General features: G+C 57.1%; 15 protein-coding genes. 8 read left to right on the plus strand and 7 right to left on the minus strand.

The window, feature by feature from the left end:
- Window positions 1-21: 21 nt before the first annotated feature.
- Window positions 22-186, plus strand: a complete 165-nt coding sequence (locus VH413_18835) for a hypothetical protein (GenBank protein HEX3800757.1) — start codon at window positions 22-24, stop codon at window positions 184-186.
- Between the two features lie 182 nt (window positions 187-368).
- Here the strand turns inward: VH413_18835 and VH413_18840 are convergent, their stop codons facing one another.
- The 3 genes from VH413_18840 to glnD form a co-directional block, all read right to left on the minus strand.
- A complete protein-coding gene (locus VH413_18840) occupies window positions 369-1,451 on the minus strand; it encodes an aldo/keto reductase (protein HEX3800758.1) in 1,083 nt (360 codons plus the stop codon).
- Between the two features lie 2 nt (window positions 1,452-1,453).
- Window positions 1,454-2,572, minus strand: coding sequence for an aldo/keto reductase (locus VH413_18845; protein ID HEX3800759.1), 1,119 nt, complete (start codon window positions 2,570-2,572; stop codon window positions 1,454-1,456).
- A 242-nt stretch (window positions 2,573-2,814) separates the two neighbouring features.
- Window positions 2,815-5,568: a [protein-PII] uridylyltransferase gene (gene glnD, locus VH413_18850; GenBank protein ID HEX3800760.1), complete on the minus strand. Its 2,754-nt coding sequence runs from the start codon at window positions 5,566-5,568 to the stop codon at window positions 2,815-2,817.
- A 386-nt stretch (window positions 5,569-5,954) separates the two neighbouring features.
- On the opposite strand from glnD, the gene VH413_18855 reads away from it, so the two are divergent.
- Genes VH413_18855 through VH413_18885 form a run of 7 tightly spaced genes read left to right on the plus strand, consistent with a single transcriptional unit; the run spans window position 5,955 to window position 10,682 of the window.
- Complete coding sequence (locus VH413_18855; GenBank protein HEX3800761.1) at window positions 5,955-6,566, plus strand: sigma-70 family RNA polymerase sigma factor; 612 nt, start codon at window positions 5,955-5,957, stop codon at window positions 6,564-6,566.
- Between the two features lie 43 nt (window positions 6,567-6,609).
- Window positions 6,610-7,116, plus strand: coding sequence for a hypothetical protein (locus VH413_18860; GenBank protein ID HEX3800762.1), 507 nt, complete (start codon window positions 6,610-6,612; stop codon window positions 7,114-7,116).
- Window position 7,117: 1 nt separating this feature from the next.
- Window positions 7,118-8,107, plus strand: a complete 990-nt coding sequence (locus tag VH413_18865; protein HEX3800763.1) for a DUF3106 domain-containing protein — start codon at window positions 7,118-7,120, stop codon at window positions 8,105-8,107.
- Window positions 8,108-8,161: 54 nt separating this feature from the next.
- Entirely contained in the window at window positions 8,162-8,941 is a 780-nt protein-coding gene (lgt, locus tag VH413_18870; GenBank protein HEX3800764.1) for a prolipoprotein diacylglyceryl transferase, read from the plus strand.
- 31 nt (window positions 8,942-8,972) lie between these two features.
- A complete protein-coding gene (miaA, locus tag VH413_18875; GenBank protein HEX3800765.1) occupies window positions 8,973-9,905 on the plus strand; it encodes a tRNA (adenosine(37)-N6)-dimethylallyltransferase MiaA in 933 nt (310 codons plus the stop codon).
- A gap of 43 nt (window positions 9,906-9,948) precedes the next feature.
- Complete coding sequence (locus VH413_18880) at window positions 9,949-10,353, plus strand: PEGA domain-containing protein (GenBank protein ID HEX3800766.1); 405 nt, start codon at window positions 9,949-9,951, stop codon at window positions 10,351-10,353.
- A 5-nt stretch (window positions 10,354-10,358) separates the two neighbouring features.
- Window positions 10,359-10,682, plus strand: a complete 324-nt coding sequence (locus VH413_18885) for a hypothetical protein (protein HEX3800767.1) — start codon at window positions 10,359-10,361, stop codon at window positions 10,680-10,682.
- A gap of 25 nt (window positions 10,683-10,707) precedes the next feature.
- On the opposite strand, the gene VH413_18890 is transcribed toward VH413_18885, so the two are convergent.
- From VH413_18890 to VH413_18905, 4 genes are all read right to left on the minus strand, one after another.
- Window positions 10,708-11,691 (minus strand): hypothetical protein, encoded by a 984-nt coding sequence (locus tag VH413_18890; GenBank protein HEX3800768.1) that lies wholly within the window; start codon window positions 11,689-11,691, stop codon window positions 10,708-10,710.
- Window positions 11,692-12,934: 1,243 nt separating this feature from the next.
- Complete coding sequence (locus VH413_18895) at window positions 12,935-18,673, minus strand: immunoglobulin domain-containing protein (GenBank protein ID HEX3800769.1); 5,739 nt, start codon at window positions 18,671-18,673, stop codon at window positions 12,935-12,937.
- Window positions 18,674-18,959: 286 nt separating this feature from the next.
- Window positions 18,960-19,136 carry a hypothetical protein gene (locus tag VH413_18900; GenBank protein HEX3800770.1) on the minus strand — a complete coding sequence of 59 codons (177 nt, stop codon included), beginning with the start codon at window positions 19,134-19,136 and terminating at the stop codon, window positions 18,960-18,962.
- 744 nt (window positions 19,137-19,880) lie between these two features.
- Window positions 19,881-21,404: a terminase family protein gene (locus VH413_18905; GenBank protein ID HEX3800771.1), complete on the minus strand. Its 1,524-nt coding sequence runs from the start codon at window positions 21,402-21,404 to the stop codon at window positions 19,881-19,883.
- Window positions 21,405-21,924: the final 520 nt, after the last annotated feature.

Raw genomic sequence — 21,924 nt, forward strand, 5'->3', positions numbered from 1 at the left:
GCCTGAACAAAGGAGTTATCCATGTCCAAAAAAGATCAATTTCTGCGCGCCGTGCAACGAGTGGACCCGCGCTCTCCACACGACCTGCCACTCACCTTCCGCTGGGCGCTGAACCTGCGCGAGCGAGCCATTCCGCGCGATGTGGAATCTGCCGCAAAAAAATTTATCACGCTCGTCTCCCGGTAAGGCGCTAAATCAAATTGAACCGCGGAGACGCAGAGGCGCGGAGGTCCTTACGGAGGGCGAATGAGAGAAAAGCCACGGATGGAACACGGAACAAAATTTCCTTAACCGTGTTTTATTCGTGTTCCATCCGTGGCTAAAATTTTTGTTTTCTCCGCGCGTCCGCGCCGCGGTTAAAATGTTTTTTAAATTGGAAGTTCTTCCATGGACGGATAGCCGTGTTGTTCGCGGCCGACGTCGGCGTCGTATTTCTTCGTGGACTTGTAAAGTTCGAGATGGCCGTCGGCGGCGAGCGGCGCGCAACGCTCACGAAGCGCCTGCATTTCTTCGGCGCTCATCGGTTTGAAGCCGCGCGCGATAGCCAGATTTTGATGCAATACATTTATCGAATCCATGCCACTGATCGTCGTTGAAACCGGCAGACTCATTGCGTATCGCAAAGCCTCTTGCGCCGTCACTGCCCCATGCAGAATCGGCTGGGCATCGCCGCCCAGACTTTTCATTCCCAGCGCGCCCATGCCCCGGCGCAGAGCTTCCGGCAGGACTTGTTGCTCGAAACTTTTATACGTTGCGTCGAAACAATTCAGCGGCATCTGCACCGTGTCGAACGCATAATTATACGAAAGCATCTTAAGATGGATGGACGGATTTTTGTGGCCGGTGAATCCCACGAACCGCACTTTGCCCTGGCGTTTTGCTTCGTCGAGCGCCTCGATGACGCCGCCTGCCGCGAAGTGCCGCTCGGGGTCATTATAATAAACACACTCATGCACCTGCCAGAGATCGAGATGGTCAGTTTTGAGGCGGCTGAGCGATTGTTCAAGCTGATGCATCGCAACTTTTTTATCGCGGCCATGCGTGCAGACTTTGGTCATGAGAAAAACTTTGTCGCGGTATCCGCGCAAAGCTTCGCCCATCCAGCGCTCGCTTTTGCCGTCGTTATATTCCCAGGCGTTGTCGCAAAAATTCACGCCGGCATCTATCGCTTCATGGATGAGGCGCGCCGCGTCTTTGGCCGAGTCCATGGTCCCGATGTGAAATCCGCCGATGCCGATTACAGAAATATGTTCGCCGGTTTTCCCAAGCGGCTTGCGCGGGATGCTGTCCGGACCGGTCGTGATCATCTCAAGCGGTGCGAGCGCGGCTGCGGTGGCGTTGCGTAGAAACGGCCCCGCGAGAACCGCACCCGCGCTGACCAAACTGGTTTGCAGAAAATTGCGGCGGCTGGCGCCCGCATTTTTTCCGGTGACGGTTTCAACAGAATTCATAATCACATTCCGATCGGTTCCCATCCGCCGTTGCCTTTCTTGAACATGTCTTTGACTTCCTTCTGCTCTTTATCAATCGGAAAGCCATGCGGCATGCGCGTCATGGGGTTGTCGAATTTCAACGAAACTTTATAAGGTTCAAAGCGGCCATCGGCGGCGGGATCGGCGCAGCGGCGCCGAAAATCTTCCATCTCCGTTTCTGTCATCGGCGTAAAATGATGCGCGGCGTGAAGATTCTTGTGCAACAACTCCAGCGAATCCATGCCGCTGATGGTCGTTGCCACTGGCAGGCTCATCGCGTAGCGCAACATTTCTTCCGCCTTGAAGACGCCTTTCTTGACCGCCTCGGCGGTGCCATTCATGGGCTTCATTCCCAGAACGGCGATGCCGCGTTTGATCGCTTCGGGCAAAACAACTTTTTCAAAACTAAAAAAATTCGCATCGAACGGATTGAGCGGCATCTGCACGGCATCAAACGCGTAACCCATTTGGATCATGCGCAGATGAATAGCGGGATCTTTGTGGCCGGTAAAACCGACGAAACGCGTTTTGCCTTGTTGCTTCGCCTGATCCAGCGCTTCCAGCACACCGCCGGTGGCGTAAGCCAGATCAGGATCATTGTCATAAACCACGCCGTGAATTTGCCAGAGATCCAAATGGTCGGTGCGCAGGCGGCGCAAGGATTCCTCGAGCATTTGCATCGCGAGTTTCGCGCTGCGGCCGTGGGTGCAAACCTTCGTCATCAAAAAAACCTTATCGCGCCGGCCTTCCAGCCCGCGCCCGAGAATATTTTCCGTTTTGCCATTCCAATATTCCCAGCAGTTATCGAAAAACGTGATGCCTCCATCCACCGCCTCTTGAACCAGGCGAATCGCATGATCCACGCTTTTCAAATCGCCGAGATGATGCCCGCCACAGCCCAGCGCGGAGATTTGTGTGTCCGCGCGGCCAAACTTGCGCATGGGCATGGTGCCGGGTACGGATGCGGGCGGAAGGTTCGTTGTCGAAACGGGTGAATTGGTTTGCGCACCGGCATTGATGGCGGCGCCGAGGCTGAGAAGCCCGGCGGTTTTCAAAAAATCACGGCGGGCAAAAGCCGGATTAGCAGCGGCGAAATTCATAGGTGCATCTCGACAGCGCTCAACGCAGCCGAATGTCAGCCAATTTCAGCAGCAAATATGCCGCCGCCAGTTTTTGCCGGGGGATGCAGAACTCGCGAACGGATAAGAACTGATTCTCGTTTTATGCAACAACCAACGAATAAGAGTATGCAAAATGCGCGAGACGGATTCAGAGGTGGATAAGTTTTCTGCCGCCTTGGTGGAATTTGGTAACGCGGCAGCACCCCTTATCTCTTTCGGCCTCAACCCAGCTTTTGAATGGAGTCGCGGATCTTGCGCTCGATGAATTCCTGGCGGCCCGCATCCAGGATTTTGCCGCCATCCTGTTCATTGATGTAGAACGTGTCAATTGCCGCGCCGCGCTCGGTGACGATCTTTGCGGCGGTGATGTTCAGATCCAGTTCCGCCAGCGCGAGCGAAATCACATACAGCAAACCGACGCGGTCTTCCGTTTCAATTTCAATCGCGGTGCGGCTGTCGGACGTTTCATTGTCAAAACGGATGCACGTGGGCATGCGGTCGCCTTCGTAGGATTGATACGGCGGACGATTGCCTTTTTGTTTCGCCACCAGCGCGGGAAAATCCACGTCGCCGCCGGTCAAAACTTTCGCCAGCAGTTTCTCGAATTTTTCTCGCTCCTCCTTGTTCGCCATCGCGCCGGTGCGGGCATCGGTCACGAAAAAAGTGTCGAGCACGATGGCATCCGAGCGCGTGAAAATCTGCGCGCTGAGAATGTTCAAACCGCTGGCGCTTAGCGAACCGGCGATGTGATGGAACAACTCGGCGCGGTCCCACGTGCAAATTTTCACGACGGTAAAACCGCGATCGGGTTCGTTGTGCCAATCCACAATCGGCTCGAGCGGATGATTGTTATCGGACAGTTGCACATGCAAAAACCGATGTGAGAGCACGAGGTCGCGAGTGATTTCCGGCGCGGTGTGAATCTGGAAATAGCGTCCCGGCAACGCGCCAAAATGGGCATGCAATTCTTCCGCCGTGATCCGCCCCGGCAGCGAACGGCCGATTTCCTCGGCGAGCAATTCGCGCTGGCGCGCCTCGGCGCGAATGAAGTCCGTGCCGCCGGCCAGCTCATGCACCGTCTTGCGATAAAGCGTCCACAGCAGCGCGTCCTTGAAATCGTTCCACAATTTATCGCTCGTGGCCATCGAGTCCGCGAACGTATGCAGCGTGAGCATGGCGAGATTCGCGGGAGTTTGAATCTCCTTCGCAAATGCGCGGATGACAGCGTTATCGTCAAGATCGCGGCGTTGCGAAATGTTCGCCATCGTCAAATGGTTTTCGATGATGAGCCGCAGCGAATGAGTCGTCGCACCATCGAGCGCAAGGCGTTTGGCGACGCGCGTGGCTTGTTGCGCGCCGATCACCGCGTGTTTGCCGTGGCCATCGGATTTGCCGACGTCATGCAGCAGCAGCGCGAGGTAAAGCAGGAACGGCTGGCCGAGATCCTGGAAAAGTTGCGCGTAATGCGCATACGGCTCCTCGCTCGCCTCCCAGATGCGGTCAAGTTTTTCGAGGCACATCAGCGTGTGCTCATCGGCGGTGTATTGATGATAAAATTCGTGCTGCACGAGGCAGGTGAGCCGGCCGAATTCGGGAATATATTTGCCGAGCAAACCGACTTCGTGCATCTGGCGCAGGACGGGCGCGACATTGCCGCGCTGGTTGAGAATCGTCAGAAAAGTTTCGCGCACGTGTTCGTCGTAAAGAAACGCGCGATCGGCAAGCGAAAGCTGGCTGCGGATCAATTGCGCCAGATCGGGGTGCAACTGAAGACCGCGCTGCTGCGCTTGCAGAAACACGCGCATCAGGCGGCGCGGTTGATCCCGGAAGACGCGCGGATTCGCCGCGTGGATATAACCGTCAATGAACTTAAAACCATCCACGACGTTTACCTCAAGTTCGCGTTTCTTGCGGCCGATCAACCCGCGAAAAAATTGCAATCGCTTCGGCGCCGGCAACAGGGCGAGGCGCTGTTCGAGCGTGCGGTTGATGATGTAAATATTGCGGAAGTGCGTGTAAAGCTGCCGCATGAATTTCTCCAGTCGCACACTGGGCGAACGATCGTGAAAGCCAAGATTGTGCGCGACGGCGGGCTGCACATTTTTGCTGAGCGCATCCACCGGGCGGCCCACGTGGTAATGCAATTCGTTGCGCGCGCGCAATAAATAATCGTAAGCGGTTTCAAGCTGCTTGCGCTCGGACTCGGTGATGAGTTCGCGCTCCTGCAATTCCGCCAGCGTGCGCGTGCGATATTTGAAATACGCCATCCACAATAGATTCTGATGATCGCGCAAACCGCCGCAGCCATTCTTGATGTTCGGCTCCTGCATCGAGGGCGAGTTGCCAAATTTCGTATGGCGCGCCGCCTGGTCTTCCAGCCGCGCGGCGATATATTTATTTTCGTTTCCCTCGACGAGCTTCCGCACAATCGTCTTCTGCAATTTCTTGTAAAGATCCTCGCTGCCCGCGATCAGGCGCGACTCGATCAATGCCGTCTTGGACAGCATGTCCTCCTGCGCGTTGGAAACGCAGTCGTCAATATTGCGCACCGAATAACCAACCTTGAGGCCGAGGTCCCACAGCGGATAAAGAATGCCGTCCATCATCCGCGAAAGAATGAGCAGGGGCTTGTTCCCGGCCGAAACCTGGCCTTCGTGCAGGAACATGAAATCAATATCGCTTTGCGGATTGAGTTCGGCGCGCCCATAGCCGCCGATGGCGATAAGGGCGATGGGCGGGAAATTTTTTTGCGATTCGGGACTGAAAGTCAGTACGATGGAATCCCACATCCGGCGTAAAATGAGGTCGAGCATTGCGGCGCGGGCGCGGCAAATTTCGAGGCCGCCCGCGCCGGCCCGGTGCAGGATTTTCAAACGATGCGTCTCGACCTTCAAAAAAGTTTTGAAGCGCGCGAGTTCTTCGTTTGGAACGTGGCCGGCTGGATAAGCGAGCCGCACCGCGGCGTTGGCTTCCATTCTTTCAATCAACGTAGGCATCCTGACACAGAGTGGTGCGAAAACAGTTTGAAGGCAAGCATGGGCGCATTCCGCCGCCGACTTAGGGAATTTTCACGGCACAAAAAGCGCCTCCCTATGGACCGCGGGTCCATGACCCGCAGCAACTCTCGCAAAGATCGCCGCTTTCGGTTAGCACACATATTTAAAATCAAAGTTCATGATTTTGCAGTGGGCTGAGTCCGAGCGGCTTGACCTTATGGACCTTGCTGCGGGTCATAGACCCGCGGTCCGCAGGAATTCAGCGCTCATAGAGCGCACTACCTTCGGAAACTTTCAAATGGTTATACTTCCAAATAATCCAAAACCTTGTGGCGCTGCCGGTGTTTGCTAGAGTCACCGAACGCATGGCACACGAGCCAGACCCCGATGCCGCCCTCATGCTCCGCGTCAAGCGCGGGGATGATACTGCTTTTGCCGAATTGGTGGAGAAATACAAGCAGCCGGTCATGAACCTCGTGTATCGTATCCTCCACGACGCCACCGAAGCCGAGGACCTCGCCCAGAATGTTTTTTTGCAGGTCTATAAATCCGCGCATCGCTACGAAGTGACGGCGCGCTTTTCCACCTGGCTCTTCACCATCGCGCGAAATCTTTGCCTCAACGAAATCCGCCGCCGGTCCCGTCATCCGGCCGATTCGATTGAAGCCCCGCATTCGGAATCCGAGGACCAGCCAGCGCGGCAATTCGAGGACACCAAAAATTTTCTGCCGACGGAAAATCTTTTGCACTCGGAATTGGAAAACAAAATCGAGCAGGCGCTGGCGGAATTGCCCGAGCTGCAACGCACGGCCATCCTGCTTTGCCGCCGCGACGACCTGAGTTACGAGGACATCGCCAAGGTGCTCGGAACCTCGCTTTCGGCCACGAAATCGCTGATTCATCGCGGGCGCGAGACGCTGAAACAAAAACTAAAACCTTACCTGCGCAGCGGCGATTGGAAAAAAACGCCAAATTGAACGCAACTTTGTCGGCCCACTGGTTTTACCTATCTAAGACGTTATGAACGAACAGGATTACAACCAATTACGCGAGAGCGGTTGGAGGCGTCCCCTCACGGAAAGCGAAACCGCTGAGTTGCAGAAGTATTGGGCGGCGCATCCCGCGGCGCGCGAGGAGTGGGAGAATGACGCGGCCTTGAACCGGCTGATGGAGCGTTTGCCATCGGCGCCAGCGGTGTCATCGAATTTCACCGCGCGCGTTTTGCAGATGGCAGCCTTGGAAAAGGCGGCGCGGGAACGCACGAATGGGCGGGCCGGGTTTGGCTGGGACTATTTGCGAAGCTGGTTGCCGAAGGCCGCCGTCGCCGCGCTCGCCATTACTTTAGGCATTGCCAGTTATCACATGCACGAAGTCAACACGCACGCCGCGCTGGCGAAAAATGCCGTGGAATTCACCGCAGCCGTGGCGGCGTCTGATCCCGAAGCGATTGGCGACATCGAACCCATCCGTCAACTAAGCGATGCCCAGCCGAAGGCGGACGTCGAGTTGATCGCGTTGATGAAATAAAATGACCTCGCGGGTTCGCCATTTGCTTTTGCTGCTGGTGTCGCTCACCGCGACGGGATTCGCCCCGCTGCTCGAAGCCCAGCCGCCCGCTCCGCCTTCACCCACGGCTTCCGTCACTCTGCCGCCCATGCCGAGCGTGACTTCGCCGGTGGATGTGTTTCGGAAATTGCTAGCGATGACTCCCGAGGAGCGTGAGCTTCAACTGTCGAAACGTCCGCCGGAAATTCGCAAACGCATTCTCGCCAAGCTCCAGGAATATGCGGCGATGAAGCCTGACGACCGCGATTCGCGGTTGCGCGTCACGGAGCTTCGCTGGTTTCTGCTCTCGCTCATGAATCAACCGCCGGGCATGCGCACGAACACGCTTGCCGCCGTGCCGGACGCGGAACGCCAGCCCATTATTGATCGCTTGCAGCAGTGGGACAAATTGCCAGCGGATGAGCAGAAGGATATTTTGAAATACGAAAAGAGCATGGAACAATTCGTGGACCAAAGCCTGACTCATCACCTCGCGGCCACCAATATTTTGAATACGCCTTTGCCGCCCATGCCGCCGGGCGCGCTCAAGAGCCTCGATAATTTTTTGCAACTGCCGCCCGAACAGCGCCAGCAGATGTATGGGAGCTTCCAGCGTTTCTTCGAGTTGACCGATGCCGAAAAACAAAAGGCCGTGGGTTTGCTGCCGGACACTCAGCGCGAACAAATGGCCGCGTTGCTGCGCTCGTTCAAGGATTTGCCCCCGGCGGATCGTGCCGAACGCTTTCACGCGCTGGCAAGGTTGTCGAGCATGAGCGACGCCGATCGCGCCGAGTTCATGAAGAAAGCCGAACGCTGGCGCGAGTTATCTCCCGCCGAACGCGACGCCTGGCGCAGTCTGGTGCATCGGCTTCCGCCTTCGCCGCCGCTGCCGCCCGGAATGATTTTTCCCCCCATGCCGCCGCGCTCAGCCATGCAGGCCAGCACCGTGGAAGTCACAAATTCTTCGCCGTGAAGAATTCGCCGAATCGCCCTTGTCACCCTGCGGGACCGTCATTAAGTTGAGCCCGTGCATAGCATTGCATTTACAGTCGGCCCGCTGACCGTTCACTGGTACGGCATTCTCGTGGCCATCGGTTTTTTGACGGGCCTTTGGACGGCGGCGCGGCGCGCGCGCTTCGTCGGAATTTCTCCCGAAGTGATTTATGATTTCGGCCCGTGGCTCATCGTCGGCGGCATCCTTGGCGGGCGAATTCTTTACGTCATCTCCTATTGGCACGAACAATTCGCCGAACATCCCTTCCCGGAAATTTTCATGATTCAGCATGGCGGACTGGTTTTTTACGGCGGATTGATCGGGGCTATAGCGCTCGGAATGTTTTATCTTTACCGCAAAAAACTTCCGGTGTGGACGATCGCGGACATCATGGCGCCGAGCATTGCGCTGGGCTCCGCGTTCGGGCGCATCGGCTGTTTGATGAATGGCTGCTGCTACGGACGTGCTTGCAGCCTGCCGTGGGCGATCCGTTTTCCCGCCGACCACGAGACTCACGGTCTGCCGGTGCATCCCACGGAGATTTATGATTCCGCGCTGAACTTTCTATTTTTCTTTTTTCTCACGTGGCTGTTTTATCGCCGGAAATTCGACGGGCAAATCTTTGCGATTTATCTCGTCGGTTACGCGATCCTCCGTTCGTTCGTGGAATATTTTCGCGGCGATTACCCGGTTCATTATCTCTGGGGCGTGGCGACTCCCGCGCAAGTCATCAGCCTGGGCATCGTGACTGGCGGCTTGCTGCTTTTATATTTCCTGCCGCGCGTGATGATCAAACCCGGACAACCGGCGTGAACCGCGTGGCGGCGCAACACGCAATCTGCGCATGAGCACACGTCCGCTTTGGCTGGCCGGCGCGACGGCCACGGGTAAATCTGCGGTCGCTATTCTCCTCGCCGAACATCTCCACGGCGAAATCATTTCAGTGGATTCCATGCAGGTGTATCGCGGGCTGGACATCGGGACCGCCAAGCCGAATGCCGCCGACCAACGCCGCGTGCGGCATCATTTGATTGATGTCGCAGAACTCACTCAGCCGTTTGATGCCGCGCAATTTGTTCGATCAGCCAACGAAGCCGTGAAAGAAATTCAGGCGCGCGGGCGTCGTCCGATTTTTTGCGGCGGCACGGGACTTTATTTCAAAGCCTTCCTCGATGGCCTCGGCGAAGCGCCGCCCGCGGATGCCGCGCTGCGCGCAAAACTGGAAGCCACGCCACTGGTTGAGTTGCTCGATGAGTTATCGCAGAAAGACCCGGCGACGTTTGAAAAAATTGACCGGCAAAATCCGCGCCGCGTGATTCGCGCCGTGGAGGTCATCCGGCTCACCGGCAAACCGTTTTCCGCGCAACGCTCCGAATGGCCAAAGCAAAATAAAACTGGCGAAGCGCCGCCGATGATCTGGGGTTTGGCGCGCCAGCCGGCGGACTTGCACGCGCGCATCAACGAACGAGTGGATGGGATGTTCGAGCACGGACTCGTCGCCGAAGTGAAAAAATTATTGGAGCAAGGCCTGGAACAAAACCGCGCCGCGATGCAGGCGATTGGTTATCGTCAAGTGGTAGAGCATTTGCGCGGCGAACATTCCCTGGCGCAAACCATCGAACTGGTGAAAATCCGCACGCGACAGTTTGCCAAGCGCCAGTTGACGTGGTTTCGGCGGCAGTTGCCGATGAATTGGATTGAGTGCGAAGCGCGGGAAACGGCGGAGGCAGTCGCGAGTAGAATGATTGCACTGAAAGATTTTCCGCACGGCCAGTAGAAAATGTTCGTTGCGAATATTTTCTCATTGGCTATACAAGGGGATGGCGCTTTCCCACCCAAAAATTGTTGCTTTATTCTTTTCAGGCCTACTCTGTGGAGTTGCTTCCGGATGCGGCGGGCTTCAAAAATTCCAAATGGCAATAGATTCTGATCCGCAAGGAGCCAGAATCGAAATCAATAACGAATATATCGGTAAGACCCCAACATCTTATACCATCGCTGGAAATGGCGACCGTTCCTTTAATGGAAGCTGGGTGCAAGGCTCGATGATCGAATTAGTTGCCACGCCTTCAGCACAAGAAACCAACCTCTTCGTACAAAGAAAACTTTTTAGGCCAAGCGCCTTTTTTCAACAAGGCGACCATATTCCCGAAAAGGTATTTTTTGATATGCATTTGAAGACCGATCAAATCAACCTTAGCCAACCCGCACAGATCACTCATTGAAGAAAATGAAAAAGTATTTATTGGCCTTCCTTTTTACAGCGATTATTTGCCTCGGCTTCATTCAAGAAGACGACGCTGCCGATGTAGCTCCCCGGCAAAATTCAGAGTATGCCACCATAAGATGGTCCGGGCGTGATAACAGCTATATAATCAGGCCAAGCGGCCAGGTTGAATTTATTGGCCCGCAACTCGCAAAATTAAAGAAGCCTGACCGTGTGGACGATCGCTCTTTCTACATGAATGTCACCATGAACGCGCTAGCTAAGGAAGGTTATGAGTTTGCCGGGATTTCCAACGACGATATCATAATGAAACGCGCAGTGCATTAGCACCACAAAGTTTTAAAGTGCCGCATCAACCACAGACGCAATTCGGAACGATGAGCACGTAGGCATTTTCACTATCGGTGAGCGGCGGCGGTTGAACCATAAATTCGCCGGCGCAAGTGCCCACGCCGCTTGAACAGGAATTGCTCAGTGGCGCGCCGTTGTAATCCAGCAGGAAGGTTTTTTCGCAATAATTTCCCGCCATCGCGAAATAGCCGACCGCTTTGGCATAGACGTTCGGAATCCAGGTGGTGTTGCCGACTGGCTCGGGCACGAGCACGGACCACGCGGCCGCGCCCAACTGCGGAATGGAAACCGGGCCGGGGAATTGCGATGGGCCGTAGGTGTATTGCGGGGGCAGCAGGCGCGTGGGATCGTCGAGCGCGCCATTTTGTGTGCTGACGAGGGTGAACCAATTAACCTGGCTGACATCAATTGTCGCAAGCAAATCGTCGGTATCACTCTCAAGCATTGTGAGTGTGTATTGATTCGAGAGTTGGACATCCACGGTAACGACGATGCCGAAATTGGGATCGGTCACGGTGTGGATATAATGATCTTCGCTTACCTGCCACACGGAGCCTTCGACACTGGGCGTCAAGCCGGTGTAAGGGAAAGGCAGATACGGCGCGGTTTCCACGTTCGCGGAAGTGGGCGTCAAGCCGCCGGTTTCGTTTTCCTCAAGGGCGGTGGTGGCGGTGAGGTGATTGTAAAAATATTCGAGCGCGGCTTTTTGTTGCTGGGCGGCGGGGGAATTGTCGAGGGTGAGAATTTCCCAGCCATTGCGGGCGACGGATTTTTTGCGCTTGGGGGCGACGGCCTGGATTTTGTAGTCGCGGCGTTCGATGGCGTCCCAGGTGAGGGCGATGTTGCGGAAGAAACCGACGCGGAAGGATTCGAGGTAGGCGCTGAGGAGTTGGGGCGTGAGCGAGGGGATGGGATTGAAGCGGGCGCGGATGCTGAGTTGAATGCGCTCGGGGGTGATGAGGTCGGTGGGTTGGGGGACGTTCATGGGATGAGTGGTTATTGAAAAATTGAATGCGCCGGACGGCGGGCGGGGTTGGTCGGGAGGGCGGACTCGGTGGGGACCCGGGTGGGATGGGCACCGTCCGGCGCGGTGGAAAAACGCGGGAGCGAAGGGCTGGCGGAGGAGGCGCCCGGCGGGGGCGTCTGACTTTCGACTCTCACGTTATGACGTTTTGTCATGCTCCTGTTATCTCAAAAAGGAGTCGCGAATTTGTAACCTATGGAAGGATTGACACGATTTTTTTATTTTCGATTTTTGAGAGGAGGAATGTGGGTTTGGGGCAATGTTGGCGGGGGATTTTTGATGAATGAAAAAGTGGGGAAATTTTGAGGGGTGAAGAAATTATTTTTGATAATTGTGGGGAGGGTGGTTTTGCTGCGGAGTGGAGGTGGATTTTAACCGCGGAGACACGGAGGTTCTTGCGGACGGCTATTAGGAGAAGGATTTTTCTTAGCCACGGATGGAACACGGAGCGAACACGGAAGGGGTGATGAATTTTTTTCTTTGGGTGATGGATAGGGGCGGGTTCGTTGGGTGGCGGCGGGGTGCCCAGAGATGCTCGCCTGGGCTCGCCTCGCTGCGCTCGATAGAGAGAGGGAGGTTTTGGGGGCGTTATTCCCCTAACTGAAGTTAGGGGTTAATGAGAAGTTTTGGATTCTGTGGATGATCTGGAAAAAAGGCGAGCGGTTCTTTCGTCCTTGCAGGACTTGGTTGAAGGAGGATTCAACCCAGCCATAAATGGCTGGGCTAAGTTCTGTCGTCCCTGCGGGACTTCGGACGGCTGCGCGGTTGCACCGCGAGGGAGGGTGATGAATGCGTTTGGTTTTGTTATGCGGCTTGCTGTGGCGCAGGTTTTTGATTAGTCACGGCTCGCGAGTACGCTCGCCCTCCCTTGGTTGAGGGCGCCGGGATGGTGGCATGCTGGTGGAGTGCTTGCGATTTCTTTCGTCCCTGCGGGACTTGGGTGGAACGGATGCAAACCCAGCCATAAATGGCTGGGCTAAGTTCTGTCGTCCCTGCGGGACTTCGGACGGCTGCGCGGTCGCACCGCGTGGGCGGGAGATGAATGCGTTTGGTTTTGTTTTGCGGCTTGCAGGGGTGCAGGTTTTTGATTAGTCACGGCTCGCGGGTACGCTCGCCCTCCCTTGGTTGAGGATGCCGGGAGGGTGGCATCGCCGGTGGAGTGATTTCGATTTCTTTCGTCCCTGCGGCTTTTGAGCGGGGGGAATTAATTGGTGGTGACGCGGTAGAAGCGGGCGGTGGTGGAGGGCGAGGGGTCTTGAAGGGTGATGGGGTCGCCGGTGCCGGGGATGGAGGAGAGCGGGGTCCAGGCGGGGTCGGTGAGGTTGTCTTTGTAGAGGAGGGTGTAGGTGAGGCCGGGCTGGCTGGGGAGGGAAATGTTTATGGCGCCGTTGGTGGCGGTGATGTTAAGCGGCGGGAGGGTGGCGATGAGTTGGGCGGTGGCGGTGGCGGCTCCGGCGAGGTTGGTTACGGTTAAAGTGTACGGCCCAGATTGGGCGGGTTGAATATTGGTGAGGGTCAGAGTGTTGGTGGTGGCGTCGCTAATATTCGTGCCGCTGAAGGACCATTGGTAACTGAGGAGGATGCCGCCGGCGGTGGCTTGGAAAGCGGCGTTGCTGCCGACGAAGACGGTGAGGTTCGTGGGCGAGGTGAGAATGGCGGGCGGCGTGACGACAATGAGGCGGGCGACCGAACTGGTGATCACATTAACGGTGTTGGTGATGACGACGTAGTAACTGCCGCATTGATTGGTTTGCGCGTTGGTGATGGACAGGGTGGGATCGGTCGCGCCGAAAATATTTGTGCCAGCGAAATACCATTGATAACTCAGCGACGTGCCGGCGGCGGTGACTTGGAATATGGCGTTGGAGCCGAGGGGAATGATTTGGTTCGTAGGTTGGGTAGTGATGCTGGCAGAAACGAGGACAGTGAGATTGATGGGCGCGCTGGTGGCGGCGTTCACGGGGTTGGAGACGATGACGAAATAATTTCCGGCTTGCGATGGATCAACGGTGAAGAGATTCAGGGTGGCGTTCGTTTGCGCGAACAAGGCGTTCGTGCCGAAATACCATTGGAAGCTGAGGCTCGAGCCGAGAGCAGTCACTTGGAAAGTGACGTTGGAACCGGCGATGACGGTTTGGTTGGTGGTTTGCGCGATGATGGTGGGCACGACGAGGACGGTGAGATTTATGGGCGCGCTTTGCGCAACGCCAACTGAATTGGAAACGATGACGGAATAATTTCCCGCCTGACTGGGTTGGGCAGAGAAAATTGTGAGTGAGAAATTTGTTTCGCCGACCAAAAGATTTGTGCCGAAGTACCATTGGAAATTGAGCGGGTCGGAGCCGAGAGCGTTCACCTGAAAGGTGACGTTGGAACCGGCGATGACGGTTTGGTTGGTGGTTTGCGCGATGATGGAGGGCGCAACGAGGACGGTGAGATTTATGGGCGCGCTTATCGCAACGCCAACTGAATTGGAAACGATGACGGAATAATTTCCGGCTTGAGCGGGTTGGGCGGCAAAGACGGTGAGCGAGAAATTTGTTTCGCCGACGAGGAGATTGGTGCCGAAATACCACTGGAAGTTGAGTGAGCCTGAACCGCTGGCGCTCACCTGGAAGGTGGCGTCGGAACCGGCGACGACAATTTGGTTGGTGGTTTGCGCGATGATGGCGGGCGCGACGAGGAGGGTGAGGCTGACGGGCGCGCTGGTGATGCTGGTGATGGAGTTGGAGATGACGACGAAATAATTTCCGGCCTGAGCGGGTTGGGCGTCGAAAATAGTGAGCGAGAAATTTGTTTCACCGACCAAAAGATTGGTGCCGAAGTACCATTGATAAGACAAGGGCGTGGCGCCGCTGGCGGTGACCTGGAAAGTGGCGTTGTCGCCGACGTTGACGATTTGATTTGCCGGGGGCGTGCTGATGCCGGGCGGCGCGAAGACGGTGAGGTTGACGGTGGCGTTGGTGGCGCTGACAAGGTTCGACACGACGAGGGTGTAAGCGCCGGAGTCGGTGAATTGAACGTCGAAGAGATTGAGCGTGGCGTTGGTTTGTCCAAGGAGCGGGTCATTCGCGAAATACCATTGGTAAGAAATCACGGGCGCACCGGTGGCGGTGAATTCGAATTGAACATCTGCTCCGGCGTTGACGGTTTGGTTGGTGGCGAAACCCGTGAGGACGACGGGATCCTGCGCTATGCTGGTGGCGGTGGAGGTATTGTTCAGCGAGTTCGTATCGAACGTGGATGACGAAACGGCAGCGGTGTTGATGATGAGACCGGGGTTTTCGGGCGCGACGGTGAGCGTGAGAATAGTGGCCGCGCCCGCGGGAAGATCGCCAAGGTTCCAGGAGATGCTCGCGCCATTGGTGATTGAGCCGGGACTTGCGATGACGAATGTGCCGGAGGGAATGGTGTCAGACACGATGACGTTGGTGGCGGTGATGGGGCCGGAATTGGTGACGGTGAGATTAAAATTCAAATCGGAACCGACGGCGACCGGGACGGGCGAGGCTTGCTGGCTGATGGCCACATCGGCGGTGTCGTTGCAACAGACATACATATTGTCGAGCAGGGAAATCGTATCAATGAACCAGCCGATGTTGCCGCCGCTGGCGGAAGTATTGACGTCGGTCACGCAACGCCATTTGAGATGAATGGTTTGGCTGGCGACAGCGGCGGGCAGTGTGACGGTGGTGGTGGTGAAGCCGCCGGAATTGCCGCTCCACGCCCGGCGGTTGGCGATGCCACTGCTGCGCGAACTGCTGATGGTGCGGACGTAGCCGCCGGTGACGAAGCTGCCGCCCGCGGTGATGATGTCCGTGAAGGCGCCCGAGCCGATTTGAATTTCGAGCACGCCGCCGTCATCGCCGGTAGCGCTGCCGCTGCTCTGCAAATTGTACGCATTGCGGAAAGTGAGTTGGGCGTTGGTCGAAACGATGGCGATGGGCGGTGAAATCAAATCGGCTTCGCCGATGCCCGAGGCATCGCCCGCGAAGGCGGCGTTGGGCAGGGAATCTTTGTTGGTAGTGGACGTGATCCAGCGGGATTGCGCGCCGGAACTGCTCGTGACCCAGCCGCCGGGAAGCGATGGCGCGGGGAAGGCATCGAAGCTCTCGGAAAAATTGGTGAAGGAGACAAGCTGGCCGAGCGGCAGGGTGAAATTAATATTGCTGAGCGAGCCGGTGGCATCCTGGATTTGCAGCGTGGCGGTGAGGCTGCCGCCGCAAGTGCCGCCGGCGGTGAAGGTGAACGGCATGCTAATGATCGAGCCATCGGCGGGAATAACGCCGTAGGATTGCGCGCCACCGGGCAGGAGGATGCCGCTGTTCGGCAGGAGCGTGGCGACGAGATTCGAGGTGCTGCCGGTGCCGATATTTTCGAGAAAGAAATTCACGGTGACGAGTTCGCCGGGATCAATGGCGCCGTTGGTGGGGAAGCAATTTTCGGCGGCGACTTGATAGCCCGCGCCGATGAGGTTGGGCACGGGCAGGAGGTTGGCGTTGTAAATGACGAGGGCGAAATCCTGGCTGAGGGAATTGCTGGGATTGGGCACGCCGACGGAATTGATGCTCGTGCCGGTGACGGTGACGGAAAAATTTCCGGTGACGCCGGGCGGAAGGAAAACGCTTTCGACATTGTTTTTCACATCGGCCGAGCCGCCGAGCGCGGAGTAGGCGCCGTTGAAGACGTTGCCTTTATAAGTCGCGCCGCCGATGGTGACGGTGAGGTCGAGATTATTATTGTAGGCGTTGCCGACGATATTGCCGGGGGCATCGGTCCACGCGAGCGTGACGCGGAAGCCGTTGGTGGAATTGGGAATCGTGCCGAGATAAGTGCGGGATTGGCCGCTGGCGGTGAGGAGGTCGGCGGGCAGTTGATCGCGAAGGATGCGCGGGGTTCCGTCGAAGGCCAGGCCGAGATTCATTTCGCCCATGCCTTGCGAGGCGGAGGGGAGAGTATCGCCGGCATAGAGGCCGGTGAGGTAGCGGGCGGAGTTCATGAGGAACGCCTTGGTCATCGCGGGGCTGGGCAAGTTGGTGAACTGATTGTAAAAATATTGGAGGACGAGCGCGGCGCCGCCGGCGACGGCCGGGGTGGAATGACTGGTGCCGGAGGAGGCGGTGTAGAATTGCTGATTGAACGGCCAGAAGGGTCCGGATGGGCCGCCGGAAATGCCGTTGCCGCTGAAACAGGAATCGGCGAGGCCGTTAGGAAAATCCACGGAATCGTCCAGCGCTTGAAAAACGCCGCCGCTGATGTGCGTGCCGGGGGCGACGAGGTCGGGCTTGAAGCGGCCATCGGCGCAGGGGCCGTGGCTGGTAAAATAAACGAGGTCGTTGGCGTTGTCGGCTTGGCCGTCGCTGATGTCGCTGCCGTCTGAGCCGCCGAAGAGTTGGACATTTTCGGATGCGCCGACGGAGATGACATTTTTGGCGGAGCCGGGACTGTCAATGGTTTGAGGGTTGGGGCCGTCGTTGCCGGCGGCGAAGACGATGACCATGCCGTGGTTGCCCGGCTCGGTGGAACCGGGGGAGTGGGAATTGCGCACGAGGAGGTCATAGACTTGGGCTTCGCTGTCGTAGATGCCTTGGGAAGCGCCGGCGCCGAAACTGTTGTTGCTGACGCGCGCGCCGTTTTGATAGGCATCGGCCTGGAGGTTGGTGAAATTTGGGAAGGTGTAATTTGGATCGAAGATCACGGAGGAGCCGACGCTGACGAAGGGGCACACGCCGAGGCCGTAATGAAATCCGCTGCTGTCGGCGAAGGGGAAATTGGGGAAGTCATCGTAGCCGGCAATGATGTGGGCGTTGATGGTGCCGTGGCCATCGCAACCTTCGAGCGTGCCGCCGGGATTGAGCGAGCCTTCGACGCGCGCGTAGGCGACGCGGCTGGGATTGGCGGGATCGCCGCCGGCGTAGAGGCCGAAGTGATTGGGCGCGGTCGAGCCGTTGTCGAGGCCGCTGTCGGTGACGTCCACTACGAAGTTGGTAAATTGCGATTGATTGAAACCAAGACTTTCGAGCCACGCGAGGTAGCCGGGGCCGTTGGGAATGCCGCCGGTGAGATTTCCGGCGACGATTTGGTCCTGGCGTTCGTCGAGTTCTTTGCGCGGAAAAAAGGGCAGGATGCTAACGACGTCGGGTTGCGCGGCGAGCAGGGAAAGGTCTTTGGGGTTCAGCGGGACGACGAGGTTTAGGTATTGCATGACTTCCAGGCGGCGCTTGATGGGGGCGAGCTTGAGGCGGTCAAGGAGTTGCAGGGTGGCGGGGTTGGCGTTGGGGTCGGCGACGAGTTGGACGTCGAAAAGGTCGGTGCCGATGACGCGCGGGTTGCCGGAGGAATCGGTGGTGCGGGCGAGGGGATGGATTTTGTAGTTGGCGAGATAGGCGCCTTCCCATTGGTAATGCGGTTTGACGGCGGCGAAGGTTTGGATTTGCGCGAGTGCGAAGGCATCGGCGTAAACGAGGTAGGTATTCTCGGGGATGTAGGTGACGATTTGCGCGCCGGCATCGAGGAGTTCCTGTCGCCAATCATTTTGGACGGGACCGGCGAATTGAACGAGGTGGAGGTGGCGGCCGGAAAAATTTCCGCCGGCCTGGCGCAGCGCGCGGACTTCGGCGCGGCGGGTATCGAGACGGGCGGCGTGGAGGGAAATTTCGTTATAGGAATCGCGGAGTTCGAGCGCGGCGTTCGTGAGGTCGGCGGCGGTGAGTTGGGAGGATTCGTAAAGTTTATAGCTGCCGTAATCGGCGATGAGGCGGGCGCCGCGGGATTCGAGTTGGCGAGCGAGGGCGGGATTGGAGGTTTGGATTTTGTGGGTGTCGGTGGTTTGGGCGGTGGCGATGTGGCAGAGGAAAATAAACAGGAGGCTGAAAAACGCAGGGGAGAAAAATCGGCCGCGCGAGGGAGGCGGCGAACAGAGGCGTTGGATCAACGTCATCATCGTGAAACGGCGCGTTACTGTATCACGAATTGCTGAAGATTCGAGATTTAGTCATATTGCGATAAAAAATTGGCGCGGCGTTTTCCTGGTTTGGGAAACGTCAGCGACCGGCATTCTTATATACGTGGGTGAGAGCAGGATGGTTGCCGAGGGAAGGGCGGGAAGAAGGAAAAGGCGGTTAAATATTTGAGAATCAGATTGATGGGCGGATTTTTAGGAGGAGAAGGCGGGGTAGCAGGTTTTACAAAAGTGTAAGAAAAGGCGACGGAACGGGGGAATTTACGATTTACGATTTACGCGCGTTGGGTGCGGGGCGGCGGCGCAGGGGGTTGTTGGCGAGTTGGAGGCTGCGGTCGCGCATTTTTTCGATGATGGCGATTTTTTCGGTGAAGGACAAAGCGGCGAGTTCGGCGCGGCGGGCTTTTTTTAGTGCCAGCATTTTGTCCATTATTTGGCTTTGCATTTGATTTACGACGTTTAATGCGTTTTCTATTCCCATCGAGGATAGACATTAGTCGCGGAGAGAAGCGTGTCAATTATTCGGATGGGTGATGGGTTAGGCGGTGAGATGATGGATGTGGTGGAAAAATTGAGGCGCTTGCGGGAGGAAGGCGGTAACGCGCTTGGGACGCGACTCGCTTCGCTCTATATAGTGGGGGGATTTTTTGTGAGTGACCCAGGGTTGGTTCGGGGACGAACCAACCCTGGGCTTTGTTGCGAAACCTCTTTGAGGTTTTCAGATGGGGACTCACGGGGACGGCGGAGCGGTAGTTCTGTCATTTTGACGTGATGGTTATGGGATAAGATGCCCCTCTCTCCGGCTCTCTCCCCACGTTGTCGTGGGGCGAGAGGGGCCGAGTGCGTTCGGTTGACGATTGTGCATTGACGAAGGAAAGGCGTTTGTTGAATCGGTGATTTCTTTCGTCCCTGCGGGACTCGAATTGCGACGGAGAGGAACCCAGCAATAAATTGCTGGGCTAAGATCTGCCGTCCCTGCGGGACTTGGGACGGCTGCGCGGCAGCGCAGCCCTACCTTGCGCTGGATTTTCGGTTGTCCCTGCGGGACTGCGGGCGGCGGGGTGGCAGATCCGTCCTGCCAGGTTAGTTTTGGGGAAGAGAGGGATGGAATGCGTTGGGAGGTGTTTTGGTTTTGACGGTATTTATGCCGAAATGAGGTCACGGCTCGCGGGTACGCTCGCCCTCCCTTTTAAAGTGAGTTGGGGCGGCGGAGGGTTAGGGGTTCGTAGGCGAAGGGGCCGGTGGAGGTGGCGGCGGCTTCTATCGCGAGGGCGAGGCTCCAGAAATGGTCGGCGTGGCCGGTGGTGTCGCGGGTGGCGGCGATGCTGACGCGACCACCGGGGGTGACGATGCGTTCGGGTTTTCGCAGGTCGTCGCGGAGCAGAGCGTCGGCGGGTTGGTGGATGCGACGGTGTTCGTAGGCTTGCAGGAGTTCGAGGGCGAGGGCTTCGGTGACGCGGACGGTTTCGTGTTTTCTGCCTTCGGCCTGGATGGCGCGGGTGGCGGGGACGGTGGTGGCGAAGTTGATGCCGTGGATTCTTCCAACGCCAAATTCTTTTTGGGCGTATTCAAATAATCCCAAGCCGAGGCCGGTCATGTCTATGGCGGCGCGGTGGAATTTGGGCAGGCGGCAGATTTCGCCGAGGCGCAGTTGCTGGTCGGGCAGGCGCATGTCGCGGATGCGCAGGATGGCGCGGATGAAAAAAGTCTGGCCGGATTTTTCTATTACAGTGATGACGGAGAGGTCGGATTTGCGGGCGACATCGAAGCCGAGATAAAGCTGGCCGGTGGCGGCGTGGAGTCGCGCGAGTTGGGAGGGTGTCCAATCGCGTTCGGCGATTTCGCCGGTGTCGTCGTGTTCGGCGGCGCTGATGAGTTCGTGGGAGAGGAGGGTGAGGTTTTCATCGGCGAAGGAGCATTCGTAATTTTGATCGTAGGCGCGTTTATCGAGCGCGGCGGCGCGGGCGGCTTCAGGGGAAATTTCGGCGCGGGTGACGGGATCGAAAATTTTTGTGGCGTGCGAATAGGCGAGGGTGCGGCTGACGCGGCTGAGGACGAATCCGCTTTGGCTGAGGCCAAGGCCGAGGTGGTTGACGCCGTCTTTCGCCGGGGCGGCGAGGCGGTAGAACATGTTGTGTTTGCCGTTGCCGGTGGAGGCGATGCGGCAGAGGAAATCGGAATTGCTTGCGAGGATGGGTTCGGCGGCTTCCCAAATTTCGGCGCTGTTTTCGTGAAAGGCGAATTCGTCGAGGATGAGGTCGCCGGAGAAGCCGCGGGCGGTGCGGGGGTTGGCGGCGAGGACTTTGATGCGGCTGGTTTTCTTTTTTACGCGGATGCGGAGTTCGAGTCGCATGCCTTCAAAGTCGAGATTTAAAGAATTGTCTATGTCTTCAAAGGCGGTGTTGTTGAGGCGGCAAATTTCTTTGCATTGGTTGAGGAATTCGGCGCCGTTATCGCGGGAGTTGGAGAGGACGGTGACGAGGCGTCCGGGCCGGGTCATGAGGCGGTCAACGGCCCAGGCGGCGAGGATGAAGGATTTGCCGATTTGACGCGACCAGTGGAGGACGATGACGCCGGCGGTGCGGTCGTCGAAGATGGGTTGTTGGTAGGGGCGGAAGTGGATGGCTATGACTTTTGGGGAAGGCTGCTTTTTACCGCGGAGGCGCGGAGGCGCGGAGATGGGGCGAGGAGATTTTTTTGGTGAGAGGTTCATTTGGTTCTACTTTGTGAGCGGTGGGTTTTATCTTTTGACGCAGAGGCGCAGAGGGGGATTGAAAATTGGGGGAAAAGTTTTTAGTTTCAAGTTTCAGCGGGAACGGGGCAGTGCGGAATTGGGGATGGTAAGGTGGATGCGGTGATGAATATTTTGGTTTTATGTGAGGCGGAGATGCTCGCTGGGGCTCGCCTCGCGTTGCTCGATATAGATAAGATGGCTTTTTGAGGATTTCCCCCCCAACTGAAGTTGGGGGTTAATGAGAAGCGTTGGGCGAGTGGGTAAGGGATGGTTCCATTTAGGAATTTCTGTCGTCCCGGTCGGGACTTGAGTTGGATGAGATGTAAACCCACCACTAAAGTGGTGGGCAAATTTCTGTCGTCCCTGCGGGACTTGGGACGGCTGCGCGGCAGCGCACTCGTGTCCAGCTATAATTGAAAGGGTGGTCATAATCTTCATATTTTATGCGGGCAAGCTGAAGGTGGGGGCTGTTACCGACATGGAGTTTGAGTTGAAAATT

The sequence above is a fragment of the Verrucomicrobiia bacterium genome, assembly GCA_036268055.1.
In the GTDB taxonomy this organism is placed as follows: Bacteria; Verrucomicrobiota; Verrucomicrobiia; order Limisphaerales; family Pedosphaeraceae; genus DATAUW01.